This is a genomic window from Prevotella histicola, from assembly GCF_055385135.1.
The window spans coordinates 135677-153829 of the sequence record NZ_AP043794.1 but is presented as its reverse complement, the minus strand read 5'-3'; the positions used below and the strand labels follow the sequence as shown (position 1 = coordinate 153829).

9 protein-coding genes are annotated in these 18153 nt (G+C 44.2%); 7 read left to right on the top strand and 2 right to left on the bottom strand.

All coding sequences use genetic code 11. The features are described 5' to 3' along the window. Window positions 1-5 precede the first annotated feature (5 nt). Window positions 6-2726 (bottom strand): endonuclease MutS2, encoded by a 2721-nt coding sequence (locus tag ACZ48L_RS09415; protein WP_025790774.1) that lies wholly within the window; start codon window positions 2724-2726, stop codon window positions 6-8. A gap of 194 nt (window positions 2727-2920) precedes the next feature. Between ACZ48L_RS09415 and ACZ48L_RS09410 the strand changes: the two genes are divergently transcribed. From ACZ48L_RS09410 to ACZ48L_RS09400, 3 genes are all read left to right on the top strand, one after another. Continuing rightward, window positions 2921-4936, top strand: a complete 2016-nt coding sequence (locus ACZ48L_RS09410) for a TonB-dependent receptor plug domain-containing protein (protein WP_464722066.1) — start codon at window positions 2921-2923, stop codon at window positions 4934-4936. A 555-nt stretch (window positions 4937-5491) separates the two neighbouring features. After that, a complete protein-coding gene (locus ACZ48L_RS09405) occupies window positions 5492-6280 on the top strand; it encodes a Cof-type HAD-IIB family hydrolase (protein WP_025790777.1) in 789 nt (262 codons plus the stop codon). A 23-nt stretch (window positions 6281-6303) separates the two neighbouring features. Beyond that, window positions 6304-6936 carry a cation diffusion facilitator family transporter gene (locus tag ACZ48L_RS09400; protein WP_025790778.1) on the top strand — a complete coding sequence of 211 codons (633 nt, stop codon included), beginning with the start codon at window positions 6304-6306 and terminating at the stop codon, window positions 6934-6936. On the opposite strand, the gene ACZ48L_RS09395 is transcribed toward ACZ48L_RS09400, so the two are convergent. Next, the gene (locus ACZ48L_RS09395; protein WP_025790780.1) at window positions 6926-10342 is read right to left on the bottom strand and encodes a glycosyltransferase; all 3417 of its coding nucleotides are present in this window, start codon (window positions 10340-10342) and stop codon (window positions 6926-6928) included. The two genes, ACZ48L_RS09400 and ACZ48L_RS09395, sit on opposite strands and share 11 nt — an antisense overlap. Before the next feature lie 794 nt (window positions 10343-11136). Between ACZ48L_RS09395 and ACZ48L_RS09390 the strand changes: the two genes are divergently transcribed. Genes ACZ48L_RS09390 through ACZ48L_RS09375 form a run of 4 tightly spaced genes read left to right on the top strand, consistent with a single transcriptional unit; the run spans window position 11137 to window position 18138 of the window. Beyond that, window positions 11137-12756 carry a BACON domain-containing protein gene (locus ACZ48L_RS09390; protein ID WP_025790782.1) on the top strand — a complete coding sequence of 540 codons (1620 nt, stop codon included), beginning with the start codon at window positions 11137-11139 and terminating at the stop codon, window positions 12754-12756. A 32-nt stretch (window positions 12757-12788) separates the two neighbouring features. Next, on the top strand, window positions 12789-14393 hold the full coding sequence (locus ACZ48L_RS09385) for a BACON domain-containing protein (protein ID WP_025790783.1): 1605 nt from the start codon (window positions 12789-12791) through the stop codon (window positions 14391-14393). Between the two features lie 17 nt (window positions 14394-14410). Next, complete coding sequence (locus tag ACZ48L_RS09380) at window positions 14411-17173, top strand: S8 family serine peptidase (protein ID WP_025790784.1); 2763 nt, start codon at window positions 14411-14413, stop codon at window positions 17171-17173. A gap of 11 nt (window positions 17174-17184) precedes the next feature. Beyond that, the gene (locus ACZ48L_RS09375; protein WP_025790785.1) at window positions 17185-18138 is read left to right on the top strand and encodes a PorV/PorQ family protein; all 954 of its coding nucleotides are present in this window, start codon (window positions 17185-17187) and stop codon (window positions 18136-18138) included. The last annotated feature ends 15 nt before the right edge of the window (window positions 18139-18153 follow it).

Here is an 18153-nt window from a genome sequence, read left to right as displayed (position 1 = left end):
GATATTTATAGCTCTACAACCGTGATGCCAGCGCCGCCAAATTGCACGTGTTCATCACGGTAATTGGTGACGTTAGGGACGCTTCCAAGGTACTGACGGATGAGCTGTCGTAGTATGCCATTGCCCTTTCCGTGGAGTATTCTGACCTGACTTGCACCGACAAGGATGGCATCATCAATGAAATACTGTACCTGTGTAAGGGCTTCATCGGCACGCATTCCTCTTACATCCAGCTCCTGTCGAAATTGATTACGGTGCTTATCAATCGTCTCACGGGTCTCTCTGCTATAGTTATAAGCCTGGAATTGCTTTTGTTCTTGCTGTAAAGTAGGAGCGTCAATATGCTCTAATCGACTCAAAGCCATCTTCGTTCGCATGTCACCAAAGATGACTGTAGCCTGCTTACCATCAATGGATTCAACCTTACCAACGCTTGTTAAGCCCTTGATACGTACTGCATCGCCAGCCAAAATAGCCCCTCCTGCCTGCTTTTCACGTACAGCTTTCTTCAAAGCAGCGGCTGCTTCTTCCTGCTTTCCAGCCTTTTCCTTTAGGTGTTGGGCATGTTTCTCCTTCCGATTCTTTATCTTTTCAACCTTCTTTTGGAAGTCTTCATCCGATAAAAGACCATTGTTTTTAATCTTCTTCTTGCCAGATTTATCCGTTGATGATGCTTTTCCTGCTACCTTATCACCATCTATCAACCCCGCTTCATAGGCAGCCAGCTCCTGACGAATACGTTTTGTCTCCTCCTTTTCAGCCTGTTTCTCTCTTATTTCACGTATCGCATTCTCTATTCTTCGGTTGCTTTCACGTATGATTTCCTCAGCTTGAGCCTTGGCACGGTTGATGATTTCTTTCCTACTTTGCTCCAAAGCAGCTATCTCTTTCTCGTATTGTGCAATGCGTTTCTCAAGCTCTTTCTCATGACTATGTACCGTCTGACGTTTATTTTCCCAGTAACGTTTGTCCCGAACAATGTCCTGTAAGTACTTATCACTTTGTATATAATCAGATCCAACTATCTCTGATGCATCCCGAATAACCTCCTCTGGTATACCCGTCTTGCGTGCTATCTCTATTGCAAAGGAGCTTCCTGGACGTCCAATAGCCAACTGGAAGAGCGGACACATCATGTGTCTATCATATAACATAGCACCATTTACGGTTCCGGGATGGTCTTCTGCGAAGTGTTTGAGGTTCTGATAGTGTGTAGTTATCACTGCCCAGGCATGTTTTTGCCAGAACTGACGAAGCACAGACTCAGCTATTGCGCCGCCAATCTGCGGCTCTGTGCCTGTACCAAACTCATCAATGAGGATCAATGTACGGCCATTTGCACGGCGCATCATGATCTTCATGTTCATCAAATGGGATGAATACGTACTGAGATCATTCTCAATACTCTGCTCATCACCGATGTCTATCATGATATCATTGAATATTCCCGTTGTAGAACGGTCACCAATAGGGATGGAAAGACCACATTGCAGCATGTATTGCAGCAATCCAACAGTCTTCAGACAGACTGACTTTCCACCAGCATTAGGACCTGAAATAATAAGCAGATGCTTCTCTTTGGTGAGTTGAATATCAAGAGGAACAACACTCGATGGTACGTTTCGCGTTGCATTCTCCTCTTCCAAGACCGTCTCTTCATCCTCCTTTAAGCTACCATCTACCGTCACTTTATCTGTAGAAGCATTATCTCCTGACTCGTAACGATTTACCATTTGATGGCTTTTCCGTTCCAAAGACAATTGCAACAGTGGGTGAATAGCACGAATCCAGTCGATGTGTGGCTCTTCAGACACTTGTGGTTCGAAAGCCTTAAAGAGCCTTGCCAACTCCGATTTAGCCCTAATGAAGTCGATAACAGCCAACAGATTGTATGAGTCAAGAATCTCTTTCACATTCGGGCGGACCTTCTTTGCGAACTCAGTAAGTATCCTTATCATCTCCCGACGTTCGTCATTCTCCAGCTCACGTATCTTGTTATTTGCTTCAACAACCTCCGTTGGCTCAATATAAACCGTACGTCCCGTAGCACTTTCATCATGTATGATACCCGAAATCCTACGCTTTAACCCCGGTGCAACAGGTATAACGAGGCGTCCATCACGCAGAGTTGGCGTCACATCTTTCTCTACTAATCCCTCACCTTGGGCAGAACGCAGGATACTATAGAGTGTTCTCGATATGCTTCCTTCGGTACGTGCGAGCTCCTGACGTATCTTTAGCAAGTCGGGAGACGCATTATCACGCATCTTTCCGAACTTATCAATGATCTGAGAGATGCGCTGAACAAGGAGAGGAAAGGTGGCAACGCCGTCGGCAAGGGCATAGAGTGCAGGATAATAGTGGCGTATCTCGCCCTGTTCTGTCTCTTCTCCACGACTCAGAAAGCCAACGATGGCGATGATCGTCTCCAACGAACGCTTGAGATCAAACAGTTCATCCACCTCCATATGGGTTCCTTCCAAGCGGATACGAGCCACACTCTGGCGCACATCAAAGAAGTTATCAAGAGGGAAATCATCAACTCCCTCCTGTATTTTCCTGAACTCTCGAATCTCTTCCATCCATGTATTCACCTGCACAGCATCAGTGGTAAAAGCCATTTCATCCACCTTTTCCTTACCTAAAGTGGACAGACAGCGTTCGCGAAGAAGTGCCCTTATCTCGGTGAAGCCAATCTTTTGTTCGAAGTTCTTTGGATATATCATGTTTGTTATTTCCTTTCTTACCTATTGATTATTCTTTGCAAAGTTACTCATTTCTTTGCTTAAAATGTTCTTTTTTTGCTATTTTACATGTGATATTAGGTACAGTTACAAATAAAAATACTATATTTGCGAAAAGAAATCATAACCTTTTACTTGTTCGAAGAACAATGGTAATATGACTAAATTAAACAATAATGATGAGAAAGACACTACTCTTAATCCTGCTATCATCTGTCTTTGCCACAATGAAGGCACAGACGGGGAATGTTCTTTATGACAGAATCATACGGCAAACCATGCTTTTCCCGCAGGAGAAAGCCTATATCAGCACGGATGCCGACAGTTATCAACCGGGCGGACGCATCTCTTTCCATGTTTTTTTGGTCAACGCTATGACGCATCAAGAGGACAGTTTGAGCAATTATATCTATACGGAACTGATTGATTCAAACCGTGTTGTCATGTCCCGTGTGCGTATTCTGCGCAATGAATCAGGCTTTACAGGGTATATAGACATCCCTGTGGATGCTGCAAAAGGGCATTATTTGCTCCGTTGTTATACCCGTAACATGCAGAATGTGGAAGGATATGACTGTCTGAAGAGTATCTTTGTCGGAGGAAGGGCACGTTTATTGCCATCTGCTGAGAATCCTTCTGTGAAAGTTAAGGGTGTAAACAGTAATAACAAACTGGCTATTAAGCGGGATAAAGACTTTATTAAAGTGTCTGTTTTAGACATGAAAGACCCTGTAAAAACGCCTCTTCATCTCCTTGGTCATTGTCGTTCTATGCCATTTTACTTCGGAGAAATCAGTCCTCAAAAGCCTCTTCTTCTTCGGAATGACAGTCTGCCTGATGGCGTTTTGTCGTTCATTCTCCTTGATGCAGGCTTTAACTCACTTGACGAAAAGCTCATCTTCTCACAGCAGGGAAAGGACGTTTGCCCTGTAAAGATCATGCTTAAACCCGCCGGAGGACAGTCTGCTGATCCGATAGAGGGCATCATTACGGCTCCTAATCTGCACAAAGATGAGCTAATAAATGTCGTTGTAAGAGTGTCAAAAGCCACGGTTGACAGTCCAGCTACCCACTCAAACATCCTATCCGAGTTCCTTTTGGCAAGTGATATGGCTGGAAACAAAGAAGAACCAGCTTCCGTTCTGTCACCAGAAGTAGCCGACAGCCTGCTGCAAGGCGGACATTGGCTGCGTTATGACATGCCTTCTGTGATACGTGGTATCTGCAAAAGAGCATCTAAGGAGAAGGAATCATCAGCCTGCATACGTGGAAGGGTACTGCAACTCATAAGAAACAAAGGTGTTGAAGGGGCTTCAGTAAACCTCATTTCACCCAACAAAGGCTTCTTTGCAGTCACAACGACTGATGCTACAGGGCGTTTTTGCTTCGAAGGAATGGACTATCCGGAAGGGACGCAATACGTGTTGAACGCCTTCAACAAAGCAGGAAAGCCTGCGGTAAGACTACAGTTGGATGAGGAAACCTTCCCTCCTTTTACTGCACAGCTCCCTCCTTACAGATGGATAAAGAGCAACAATACGTCTGACGATGACTCCTTATTATATAAGAAGAATGGTTCAATACTCCTCAAAGGAGTAGACATCGTCTCACATCGTCCTACGTATGCTTCACGTTCAGATGCCTATGCACGTACTGCCGACTTCTCTTTCGGACTGCGAGACATCGAGGCTATCGGTGCCACATGCCTGCATGAACTGCTCCGAAGAGTACCAGGATTGACCGTAGAAATGGATAAATGCTATGTTCGGAGTGGTGCTACGATACACGGAAGGAAGCCTGCTGCGATTGCCATTGACGGTACTTTCATGAATGAAGACTTTGATTTGGACAACATACAGCTGTCGGATGTTGAGCGTGTCGATGTCTTTAAGACGGGATCAACAGCCATCTGGGGCGCCATAGGAGGCATGGGAGTTATCTCCATAACCACGAAAAAAGGCGGTTTTGAGCCAAAAGCCATGCGGAAAAGCAATACCAAGACGTTCACAACGCTGGGTTATCAGCCTTCTCAACCGTATACTCCTACGTGGCAGACACCTTTCTGGAACCCGTCTCTTCGCGGTCAGTCAGTGCGTTTCTCACTTCCTTCAACCTGTCGTTCAGGCTATAGAGTCATCGTAGAAGGAATGACAACGGATGGCAGAATCGTCTTTGGTGAGATGACATTCTGAAGCATTTCAACGGCTGATCATGGTGAGGGATGAAATAATCATCATCCCTTCACTGTAAAGTTTATTCACAACGGCTTTTCAATACATGCCCTTTTGCGTTGTAAAACATGCCCTTTTGCACTTCAAAAGATGCCCTTTTACCATGCAAAAGGGCATCTTTTACATGGTAAAAGGGCGTCTTTTAGAAACGGTTTTGTAATGTATTGATTGTCTGATGGTTACAAACCGACCTAAAAAGGATATTTTGTTGTTTTCTTAAAGATTTGGTTTCCTTTTTTGTAAGGGCTTTTCATATTGGTTAAAACATGCAGGTTTGCAGTGCAGGTAGTTCTTACGCAGATGATACTTCATCTGAGAATGCACGCTGAACTGTCTTTATGAAGTAGGAAATAACTATCGAATCATGTGGTTTACAATCCTTGAAAAACATCTTAGTTCATGCCAAATCAGCAAATAATTACTATTAGGTATTTTCCTTTCAACGCCTTTGTTTTTTGTAGAAACAGACTGATAAGTGGGAAAAAATAGCTAAATTTGTAGTCCAAAAGAAAACTTATGGCAATAAAAGCAGCATTTTTTGATATCGACGGGACACTTGTTTCGTTCCGCACACATCAGGTTCCAAGCTCTACGATTGAGGCTATTAAGCAAGTGAAAGAGCGTGGTGTGAAGATCTTTATATCTACCGGTCGGCCCGTAGCCATCATCAACAACATTGATGCTGTACGCCCATTGGTCGACGGATACATCACCTTTAACGGTGCATGTAGCTTTATTGAAGACGAAGATATCACGATGATGCCTTTACCGAAAGAGGCTGTGCAAGCTATGATTGAAGACTCTGACAAACGGGGTTATGCCGTTGTTGTCTGTGGAAAGAAGGACATTGGGATTCGCAATCATACGCATATCTTTGACGAAATCTTCGTCAGAAACCTCGGAGTTGACAACATAGACATTCATAAATCAGTTGATCCACTCCTGCAAAAGCCCGTCTTACAGCTCACACCTTTCTTCTCTGTAGAGGATGAAAAGGAGATACTTCCGCATATGCCACACTGTATTTCAGCACGCTGGAATCCTTCTTTTACCGACATAACCGTGGAGGGAGCCGACAAAGGCAATGCTCTTTTGAAGGTTGCAGCACACATTGGTATCAGTCCTTCGGAGTGCATTGCCTTCGGAGATGGGGGCAATGACATCAGTATTCTGCAGGCTGCCGGCATCGGTGTTGCCATGGGGAACGCCAATGATGATGTGAAATCAGTGGCTGATTACGTAACGACAAGCGTGGATGAAGACGGCATACTGAATGCTTTCAAACACTTTGGTCTGCTGGAATAAGTAATAGAAAGAAGAACAGAAGAATGACAAACAAGATAGAACGGTCGGCACAAGAGAAGCGAACAGCCTTTGTTGTGATCTTCACTTTCTGCATGATGCTGGCTGAAATCATCGTCGGCTTGACGTCGTACTCTATGGCTCTCTTTGCCGATGGAGTACACATGGGGTCGCATGTGCTTGTGATAGGACTCAACTGGGGTGCTTATGTCTTGGTTAGAAGACTGAATAGCAAGGACGCAACACAGTACGATGGGGATAAGATTCTGAACCTTTCAGCCTTTACAAGTGGTATTTTTCTGGTGCTGATGGCTGTCTTCATCATCACAGAAGCAATAGAACGGCTCACCTCAGGCTGTACGATTATCAATTACGAGTTCGCTCTTGCTACGGCTTTCGTGGGTCTTATTGCTAATACTATCAGTGCTTCCGTACTGCATGGGCACCACGGTACGACTGATTATAACACCCATGCAGCCTATCTTCATGTGCTTTCTGATGCGCTAACGGAGATAGGTGCCATCATAGGACTGGTCTGTGCGATGTTCTGGAGTATCACTTGGATTGACTCAGCAGTGGCTGTTATCAGTGCAATCGTTGTTCTTCGATGGGCAAAACGTCTGCTTTGGGATACGGGAAGAGCACTGACTAAGAAATAGTCTGTGCTCCTTTCACATGTCCGGTACGCTTCAGTACACCCCATGTCTGTAACTCTCCCTTGATAGCCTTTAGATAACTCTTGAACAATACATAATACATTATCCAACGATAGAAGAACCGTTGTGGAATGATCCACAGCAAAACCCACAGACTTTCATGCTCGAAGATGTAAGCCATGATTGATACACTGGCATCTACAAGGAGGAAGATAAGGTAATAAATGAATATCTGACTGGCGTTACCTGAGAACAGTCCGAAGAGCATAAGGACATCTGCTATAGGTGAGAAGGTAGGGATAATGTACTGGAAAATAAGCATATTAGGCATTGCCCACATACCAAATCCACCCTTAGATGGCGCAAATAATGATGCACGATGCTTCCAAAAGGTCTGCATAACACCGAAGCACCAACGTATACGTTGCTTGATAAACTGACGTAAACTCTCTGGTGCTTCAGTCATGGCAACGGCATAATTCTCGTTCTCTATTAGGTATCCATGCTCGTTAATGCTCATGGTTAAGTCGCAATCTTCAGCCAACGTGTCGGTAGTAAAGCCTCCTACAGCTTCCAGAACATCCTTGCGGAAGGCACCAATAGCCCCCGGAATCACCGTAATAGCATTGATATTAGAGTATGCCATACGGTCAAAATTCTGGCTTGTAGTGTACTCAATAGCCTGCCAATAGGTGAGCATATTGCGTTGATTTCCTACCTTTACATTGCCTGCAACAGCACCTAATTTGCCTGTTTTGTCGGCTATGAAATGCTTCATTAACTTACTGACTGCATCCTTATAGAGCTGTGTATCAGCATCAACACATACTATATAATCTGTTGAACAGGCTGCTATTCCGTAATTCAAGGCAGATGCTTTACCACCATTCTTCTTACTTATGATGACGACTTTATCATCATTCTCAAATACTTCTCTTACCCTTTGAAGTGTATTATCCTTACTTCCATCATCCACAAGATATATTTTCAGTGACGGATAGTCCTGCTCTTTGAGGTTACTTATCGTACGAACGATGTTCACTTCCTCGTTATATGCAGGGACAATGATTGACACTGCAGGGGCTGTCAGTGGGTCAATCGGAGCGTAATTACGGCGGTTTTCAGCTCTTTTCTCCCGTATCATAAGCACGTACATGAAGACAAGTCGCATGAAACCAAGCACCAAAAAGACAAGGAACAACGCCGTTAAGAAGTCACTGATATGGTAAATCAGCTCTGCTAAGCTAAGGTTTGCCTGCATAGCATAGTACTCTTTACCCTTCTTAATAGGTGGCATTAGGGTCTGACGGCTCATCCCTAAGTACTTCTCCAAGGATATAAACTGATAACCTTCACGCTGTAATGTCTCGATAATACGGGGCAATGCCGTAACTGTTGGCTCACGTGTATCGCCTCCAGCATCATGTAACAGGATGATATGTCCGTACTCTTGATGCACACCATCAAGCACTCTCTTGTATATTTGGTCAGCTGTTACACCCTGTTGCCAGTCATTTGGGTCAATAGATTCCCCAACAAAAAGATAGTTTCTACGGCTTGCTATGATCATAGGCCATATCTCTTCGTGGTCAGTTGGGTCTGCATCGGCATTGTAAGGAGCACGGAAGAGGATCGTACTCTGACCTGTTATGCTCTCAATAAGCATTCTTGTGAGCTTCAATTCGGCGAAAGAGCGACGGTCAGAGTTCTCAATCATGTTGTGATGGGTGAAGGTGTGATTGCCAATCGTGCATCCTTGGTCGAACACATCCTTAACTATCGGGATGTTTTTCTCCATCTGTAAGCCCACCATAAAGAACGCTGCAGGCACTTTATAGTGCTTTAATATGCTCAGAACCTTCGGAGTCCATCTACTATCTGGGCCATCATCGAAGGTCAGAACCAACTGTTTCTCCTTGCATTTTCCGAGCCTTTGCACCGTATAAGTAGCTGGAAGGGAATAATAACGTTCCTCAATGATGAGCTGATTGTCCTTGTCCAACACGATACCAATGCGTCCTGCGTGGGGTTCGGAAGTAACATTGAGTACCTCACCAGAGCCAACAAAGTTCACATCGTCCGTCCCACTGAGTTGCATTATCTTTGCTATTGGCATCCGAGCAGCGCTCTCCCACGACAAATCCTTGCCATAATACTTCCAGATTCGGCGATCTTCAGTGCCTAAACGCCACAGACCGAAGCCTGCAAGATGGTATGTAGCACCGAAACGCATGATGTTGAACGTTGTGACAGCATCTGGAAAGAACACCTGATGCAGTGTTCCGTCATCTTCATCTTGGTAAGAAAAGTTCAGATTATACGTATCATCGTTGAAGTTTACCTTTGCTCCTGCGTTCAAAGCCGTAGCCATTGTCTGGTCAAAAGACATGGTTGTACCTCCCTGACCCTGTGCCCAATTATAGCCATAGGTAGCCATACCGAGTACAATCTTATCATTTGGGACATTCTTTGCAGCCCAGTCTGTGGCTTTCTCAACCCATCTTTGCGAGCTGACAGGGCCTGCCTGGCTTCCTGCATTGTGCTCATCATAAGCCATAAGGAAGAGATAATCATCGTATTTTGCAAGCTCTTGCATGTCATAATCCTCATTGAATGGTGCAACAGCCTGCGTTACATAGAGTCCATTCGCATGGAAAACACGTGCAAAATCCTTCACAAGTGTGACGAGAAGGGCGTTATCATTGATGTTCAGTTCCTCCAAGTCGAGGTTGATACCAGCAAAACCGTTACGCTTACAAGCTGTAACCAACTCATTGATCATCCCCATTCGCTTCGTACTATCGCGCATAATGCGTCCGATAGCCTCTGGACGGAAGGCTGAATTGTAGTTGTTTGTCAGCATAGGGAGGACAGGTATGTGTGCACGGCGCATGAGTTTAAGTGCCCGTTGGTCGATACGTGCTTCAATACGGTCGGTCTTTGGATTGATGAAATACCACTCTGGCAGCACCATATTGAGGTGTTTAAGATTGTTTTTCAGCGAGATGTAAGCATGTTTATCCCAGTTTACGTACCATGCAGAGCGTATTCCCATGCGTGGATCAGTCCATTCTTTGATGTATTTCTGCGTCACATTGTCCGTATGACCTACGAAACGACGCTGTCTTGCAGCCACCTTTGCATAGTTACTGTGCATCTTCTGTTCCTTGAAGAAGTCACGGAACGACTTGTAAACTTCAGCTCTCTTGTTGTCTTTTAATAGTGGTTCACTTGCCGAAACAACGCTTCGGTAATCGTGACGGAAGGGCATCTGCGGACTACCTTCCAATGCAAACATTGCCACGAATACCACTCCCAGCAGTATGGCTATCGTTATTAAAACACGTAATGTCCACTTGAACCGATTCCAACGTTGGCGGGAATCAGTTTGAAAAACTTGCTTATCCATGCTTAAACCTTTTTCGTTTACGTTCTCTCTATTTGTCGTTAAATACACTGCAAAAGTATAATTAATCTCTTTAACATAGCCTATGAATGGATAAAAAAATCAAAACCAACGATTAAATTAGTATAATCAGGGAAGGAGAGGGGGTATGACTGCAGAGACAAAGGGAGTCAGTTGACTTACTGAGAACTGTAGATTGCATATTATGAAATAATCTTACAATAATCAGACCATGATAAGTTGTATTTTCATCGAAAATGTTTCAAAATCAACTTTGTAACCAACAGAAAATCAATAGGTTGCAAACAGGCTCGTAAAAGGTGCCCTTTTGCAGTGTAAAAGATGCCCTTTTGCAATGTAAAACATGCCCTTTTGCAATGCAAAACATGCCCTTTTACAATGCAAAAGGGCGTAGTTCACTTTCCATATGTGAATAAATCATTACATAAGGGATCATGATAAGCACTTTTCACAATACTGTTTTAAAATTTACTTAATATTAGGTATTGTTGCATTTGTGGGAAGAAAGTACCTTTGCACAATAATTTTACTTACCCTATAAATACTGAATATAGACCGAAAGAAAGTGATCACAAAACCGAAACGAAAAGGCATTTTAAGGGAATTAACTTGCTTTTTTCCTTATTATATAATATATTTGCAATGTTAATCTGAATAAAAGCCTAAACAGAAGCATAATAATCAGTATCCGTTCCGCTTACGATAAGTAAGTCTGACAACCATGTTTACGAAACAAAATCTAAATATTTTTTATCTTGATTAAATCCTTGAAGAGTATGAATCTTAAAAAAAACATTCTTTTCCTATTGTTAGGAAGCATTCTTCTTTGTATGTTCTCGTGTGCAAAGGAAGATGAATTCGAGTCGCCAACATTAGTTCTTTCGGAGAACAGCATTGCCTTTGACAAGGGTGTAAACGAAAGAACCATCAGTGTAACGACCAATCAAGGCAACTGGATAGCGTCGTCTCCACAGGAAGGTGATTGGCTTTCAGTGGTTCAGGATGCCAACGTTCTGAAGGTGAAAGTTACCGAAAACACGATGGGAACAGAGCGTACGGGCTATGTCATCGTCAACGCTAACGGTGCAACGGCTAAGATTGAGGTGCGCCAGAGTGCTGCTGACGTGACGCTCGATGTCGTTCCTACGGCTATCTACCTTCCTCAAACGGGTGGTGAAAAGACTGTTGATGTCACTACAAACGCCGCCGTTTACGATGTGACACCCAGTGAAGAGGTCAGTTGGTTGAAGATTATCAAGTCGGAAGAGGAGATAAAACTGGTTGCAGAACGCAACGACAGCTATCAGCAACGTGAGGTGAAACTCTATACAAAGAGCGGTAGTGTCATCCGTGAGATCGTTGTTTCACAGGCTGGAATACAACGTTATATCGTCCCAATAAACCCTGGTGCTCCGCAGGATGTGCACAAAATAATGGAGTATGAGCTTGGACGTGGTAGTTATCTCCGCGAGTATCAGGCTGCAATGCCAGCCTACGGACTGGAAGAGATGTACACATTCATCACACCTTCTCCTATCTTTACCCTCATTCAGTACTGCAGTTCAGACGGTATAACACCGTCACAGATCATCACTGTTGGTGATGGTTCAAAAGCCATTGCAGCAGTAAAAGACAAGGCTTTTGATAAGTTCCTCATGGACAATGGCTATGTTAGAAGTAACTCCGAGTCGGACAGAGAGTACACCAATGAGCAGGAATTGCTGACGCTGAAGGTGTATATCTCTGAGAAAGAGAGCAATGAAGGCGTTAATCTTACATTCACTCCAATCATTAAACAGGTGGGGGATTACAAGACATTCAATGCTCTTCCTTACTATCCGCTTGAGCTTTTACAGAAGTCGAACGTAAAGGTTGCCGATGTTGAAGCATATGAAAAGAATGCTGGAAGCAAGGAAGAAGAACGCACCATGAACGAATATAAGAACACAGAAGTATCACAATTGCAATATACTCTGAAGGATAATACGGATCCAATGGCAGCCTATGGGCGTATTCATGTGTTCTATACGACGGATAAAGACGGTAAAACCCCAGATAATTTAGGTAGTGTACAGATTGGAGCACTTATCTTTAAGAACACAAGTCTTGGTGTATGGAAGTACGGAACGAAGTGGATCGTGACGAAAGAGTTACGCAAGAAACTCGGTGAAGAGGGCTTCTCTTTCCTCCGTTCATCAGGTAATAACCACTTCTTTGCACGTGAACGCGACCATCTTGTTATTGATGTGACCTGCGTTTTGGACAATAATCAACCTGTTTTGGCACTTCTTTACAACTTTGATGCTACCGTTTCTGGTGCAGGAAGCAAGGCTGTTAAGGCACAGGAGAGGATGGAACAGAAGTTTGTTGCAGCCAAAAAGGCACTGAAATTCTAATGAAGTGTGTTACACCTTATATATAATAGGATATGCGTATAACAAATATATACCAACTGTTTCGGCTCTCTCTGCTCAGTATGCTGGTAGCATTGATGGCGGGATGTGCCGAGAAAGACAGTTTTGAACAACCCTATCTGAATGTCTCAGAGAAGGAGATTAACTTCTCCGGACAGGTTGATGAACAGACAATCACTGTGAATACGAACTGTAAAGAGTGGATTGCTACAACACCAAAGGCGTGGATTCACCTCACAGTGAGCGGAAATCAGATTGCAGTAAAGGCTGATCCGAACACCACGGGGGCTGAACGTAGTAGTTACATCCTTGTTGATGGCGGTCTAGCAGTTGAGAAAATAGCAGTGACACAAAGCTCTTCCGACTTCACATTGAGCATTGCTAACGGTGAGATTATGCTGCCTCAGGCTGGTGGGACAACGTCTGTTGATGTCGGAAACGGTGACAATACGTATGAATTACGTCAGCATGAAACCACTGATTGGCTGCAGATTGTGAAGAAGAAGCATGCTTTGAAGTTCTATTCAAAGCCTAATTACACAACAACAGAGCGGAAAACGACCCTCACACTGACTGTTGGTGAAAAGCCCTTTAGCGTTGTTGTCCGTCAACCGGGTGTGGCTTTATTCATCTTAGCATGCAATCCTGGGAACCCATTCAGCCTCCATAAGATGATGGATTACGAGATTCGACGAGGTAGTATACTGTCGGAGTATGGCTCACCTGACCCTGATAACGGTATCTATGAGGAGAGTTACTTCTTCAAAACACCGTCGCCTTTGTTTAAAGATGTTGTTTATGTGCATGATACAGAGCACTCTACGGCTACTCGTATATATACCCGTTCACTGGTGAAAGAGGGTGTTGACGCTGTGAAATCACAAGCTTTCCAGGAGTTCCTTACGGCAAATGGCTATACAAGAGACGCTAAAGACACGAATCATTACGTCAATATCAAGGACCAGATGACCATGGATGTGGACATCATGGAGAGCAATAACAGTGTTGTTTTGTTCTTTGATCAGATCCATACACAGGACCGTCCGTATGATACTTTCACACATCTTGACCTCGGACCGTTGGCTCTTTTGAATCAGAAAGACAAGAAAATCAGTGATGTTGAGTCGTTTGAAGCAGGACAAAAGAGCGAGGAAGTGAAGCGACAAGTATCCCGAAACAGAGAGATTGAAGCTATTGTTTACAAGACAACCGACCCTGTTCAGGTGGCACGAACCTACTTCTTCTATATGCGAGGTGGGGATAATCCAGCTGCAGCGGATATGGTTGGGAGTGTTGAACAGTACATCTTGAGCTTCAGTCAGCCTAACTTGGGCATCTGGCAGTACGGCAATGAGTGGTTCATCACACGTGAATTTGACAACTTACTCACGTCAAATGGTTTCGAGTTTGTGAGTTATAACGGTAGACATCACGTCTATGCACGTCGTTCAGACTATCTAACTCTGGCTATATCTGGCGGAAAATACTCCGATGTCAATGATGGAAAACCAGTCATGCAGATAAGTGTTCTCTACAAGCCATCGCTCTTTGCAGGTAGCAGACAGCAGAGAATGGCGAAGATAGAACGCATGATTAAGGAATACAAAACAAGGAAATAACTTTCAATCTTAATGCAATGAATAAGAAGATTATATACTTATGTGCGTGTGCCGTTGCTGGTCTGATGCTCACAACATCGTGTCAGGATAGCCTGGAGACGGATTCTTCCAATTCCAACACACGTTCTGTGATCATTGATAAGAATGTCTTTGCTGTTAAAGGACGTATCAATGTGAAGCTGACCGAGGCTGCTACACGTGCCATTCCAGCTACTCGCAGTGGGAAAATAGATATGCAGAGCGTTCCTTCTCCTATGCTTTCGGCAATGAATTATGCTGGTGCTTACAGGATGGAGAGGGTCTTTAAGCCCGCAGGAGTCTATGAAGCACGCACCAAGGCAGCAGGTCTTGACAGATGGTACACCATATATTTCGATGAGAGTAAGGATGTTTCAGCTGTAATTGAGCACTTTAATAAGGTGAAAGGGGTAGAGTTTGCAGAGCGAATCTTGCCTATCTCACAGCCAAAAGAGACCTTTGTGCCTTACGAAGGATCAGCTTCTGGCATGCAGACACGGTCGGGGAACAGTGCTTTCAATGACCCTCTACTGTCGAAACAATGGCATTATTATAATGATGGGACCATCAGTCCACGCGCTAAAAAGGGTGCTGACTGTAACGTTTTACCTGTTTGGGAGAAGTATACAACGGGTAAAAGCAATGTCATTGTAGCCGTTGTAGATGGTGGAATAGACGTTACGCATGAGGATTTGGTCGATAATCTCTATGTCAATGAGAAGGAGAAAAACGGGCAACCGGGCGTTGATGACGATGGAAATGGGTTCGTTGACGATGTCAATGGATATAACTTCGTAGAGGCAACAGACGTCGTTGGAGGTACCATTGAACCTGATGATGAAGGGCATGGGACCCATGTTGCAGGTACTGTTGCAGCACGAAATAACAACGGAAAGGGCGTATCTGGTATCGCTGGTGGTGATGGTTCGACTGGCAGTGGGGTACATCTTATGAGCTGCCAGATATTCCGTAACAAGAACGAACAGGGTGATGCAGCTGCTGCAATCAAGTATGCTGCGGACAATGGGGCTGTTATTTGCCAGAATTCTTGGGGCTATTCGTCTACAGCTGGCGTCACTGAGATGCCTGAAATGCTGAAGGAAGCAATCGATTACTTCATCAAGAACGCTGGATGTGACGCTTCCGGACAACAGAAAGCAGACTCTCCTATGAAGGGAGGAGTGGTGATTTTTGCTGCAGGTAACGAGAATAAGGACTTCTCAGCATACCCCGCTTGCTACTCAAAGGTGGTATCTGTGGCTGCAATGGCATGGGATTTCAGTAAAGCAAGTTATAGTAATTATGCCAAATGGGTGACCATTACGGCCCCAGGAGGTGACCAAGACACCTTCGGAACACAAGCAGGTGTGCTCAGTACGGTGCCTAAAAGCAAGGCAGCATCAGGCTATGCATACTTCCAAGGGACGTCTATGGCATGTCCACATGTGTCTGGTATTGCTGCACTTATTGCTTCTTACTTTGGTAAACAGGGCTTTACCAATGAGGAATTGAAGACCCGTCTGACCACAGCTTACCGTCCTTATAACATCAATGAACTGAATCCTACCTATAAAAACAAGCTGGGTAATGGTTTCATTGATGCTGAAGCAGCCTTTGAATCAGATACAAAGATTGCCCCAGAGGAGGTTAATTCTCTCAGACTAACACCTGATTTCACAGATATAACAGCAACATGGAGTGTTGTAAAGGACGAAGATAAGACTGCTACTTTCTATCGTTTGTACATCAGTCAGGATGAGTTGACGACGGAAAACATCAAGAATATGACTTACAAAGAGGTCAATGCAGTTGGTCATAAGTTAGGTGAAACACTGCATTTCACCTTTGATAACCTCCGAGATGATCAGTCTTATAACATTGCAATAGTGGCTGTTGACCGTTGGGGAAACAGTTCTCAACCAGTCATTCAGCACTGTAAAACGAAGCTGAACCATGCTCCTGAGGTCACAGACTTCCCCGAAAAGATTCTTGATGTGCCCACTGATGGCAAGGAAACATTCAACTTTAAGGTTGCTGACCCTGATGGTCAGGAATGGAGTATGAAGACTAATGGTGAGACAAAGGGTGTATCTTACAGTCTGAACCACGGCATTGTGACGGTCAATATAGTCCCAGTCCTTGCTCCAGGAAGCTATACTTGCTCGTTTATATTCACTGATGACTTAGGTGCAGTTACTGTTAAGACACTCCCTTTCCGTATTCTTAAGTATGTTCCACCGACATTAGAGACACCATTTGATAACTATATCATTGGTTTGGATGAGGGTTCTGTAAGTCTTTCTCTGAACAATCACTACACACACAGTGGTAACAAGCAGCTTACATACAAGGCAAATGTTATGAATAACGGTATCGCTGACGCTTCAATAAACAATGAAAACCTACAGTTGAGACCATTGAAGACGGGCGTAACACGTGTTAATATCCTTGCATCAGACGGTCAGCAGACCTCTTCAGAAGGCTCATTCCAGGTAAGAGTAGTCGAGAAAAAGTCGGCTCCTGTGTATGTTGTATATCCTATTCCAGTACGAAAAGACATTCACATATTGCTCAACCCAGAGGTGAAGCAGGCTGAAATGATCATCAGTTCCACTGTAGGAGAACGCTTGAAGCAGACAGAAGTGACACCTGACAAGGACCATGTAGCCACAATGGACCTGTCAACTCTGCATCCAGGGACCTACAAACTCACCGTTCATACAAGCAAAGGAAAGCACACACAGATGTTTATTAAACGATAATCACAATGAAAATGAAGATTAAACACATGATGATAACAGCTTTCGCAGTACTCTTCTGTACTGTGAAGGCTGATGCTCAGGGGCAGAGTTTGCCCATCTTAACGATGAATACTGATGCCCGAACAGCAGCAATGGGCAATGCTTCGGTAGCTGCTGAAGGGATGTTCCTATACACAAACCCTGCTGCTTTCTTCACGATTGATAAGAAATGGACGGCTGATGTGTCTGCTTCTCTCTTCGAAAAGGATGAAGATATAGAGGGAAGATACGGTCTGTACGCTGCAACCATGGGTTATAAACTTGCCAAAAGACATGCTGTCTTTGCAGGATTCAGGTATGCTGGCGGATTGAAACTCAAAGGATTCGACATGCTTGGGAACCCAACTAAGGACTATAAGCCCTATGATTGGACCATTGATCTTGGTTATTCTTACCTGATTGGCAATGGTTTCTCAGCTTATGCAACGGGGAGTTTCCTCTTCAGTCACCTCTCAAAGAATGCCAATGGAGCAGCATTTACCATCGGAGGAGCCTATCAGAACAATGAAATCAACGTCTTAAATTGTCCTGCAAAGCTTATGATTGATGCTAAAGTTGCCGACATTGGTCCAAAACTCGACTATGGAAACGGCTATAAGACATCAATGCCAACACACATAACAGGCGGTGGAGCACTGACAGTGGATGTGTCTGACAAGCATCAAATAGGCATAGCTGCATCAGCAAGTTACTATTGTGAGGTTGACAATCACAGCATGACCATGGCTGGCGCTGGCGCAGAATACACCTATAACAAGATGCTTTCAGTGCGTGCAGGCTATGAATATGGCAATCATGACCTTAGCCATTTCACCGTGGGAGCAGGCATTAAGTACCAGGGATTGCGCCTGAATGGCAGCTACATGCTGGGTACAACGGAGGCTAAAAACAGCTATCTTACCGTTGGGTTAGGCTATGATTTCTAACAGAGAGAACGTTTT

What these genes read in the sequence shown, in the direction of transcription:
- ACZ48L_RS09400 (WP_025790778.1), top strand. Translation starts at nt 6,304, where the DNA reads ATGACAAACAAGATAGAACGGTCGGCACAAGAGAAGCGAACAGCCTTT.
- ACZ48L_RS09410 (WP_464722066.1), top strand. Translation starts at nt 2,921, where the DNA reads ATGATGAGAAAGACACTACTCTTAATCCTGCTATCATCTGTCTTTGCC.
- ACZ48L_RS09390 (WP_025790782.1), top strand. Translation starts at nt 11,137, where the DNA reads ATGAATCTTAAAAAAAACATTCTTTTCCTATTGTTAGGAAGCATTCTT.
- ACZ48L_RS09395 (WP_025790780.1), bottom strand. Translation starts at nt 10,342, where the DNA reads ATGGATAAGCAAGTTTTTCAAACTGATTCCCGCCAACGTTGGAATCGG.
- ACZ48L_RS09385 (WP_025790783.1), top strand. Translation starts at nt 12,789, where the DNA reads ATGCGTATAACAAATATATACCAACTGTTTCGGCTCTCTCTGCTCAGT.
- ACZ48L_RS09415 (WP_025790774.1), bottom strand. Translation starts at nt 2,726, where the DNA reads ATGATATATCCAAAGAACTTCGAACAAAAGATTGGCTTCACCGAGATA.
- ACZ48L_RS09380 (WP_025790784.1), top strand. Translation starts at nt 14,411, where the DNA reads ATGAATAAGAAGATTATATACTTATGTGCGTGTGCCGTTGCTGGTCTG.
- ACZ48L_RS09405 (WP_025790777.1), top strand. Translation starts at nt 5,492, where the DNA reads ATGGCAATAAAAGCAGCATTTTTTGATATCGACGGGACACTTGTTTCG.
- ACZ48L_RS09375 (WP_025790785.1), top strand. Translation starts at nt 17,185, where the DNA reads ATGAAGATTAAACACATGATGATAACAGCTTTCGCAGTACTCTTCTGT.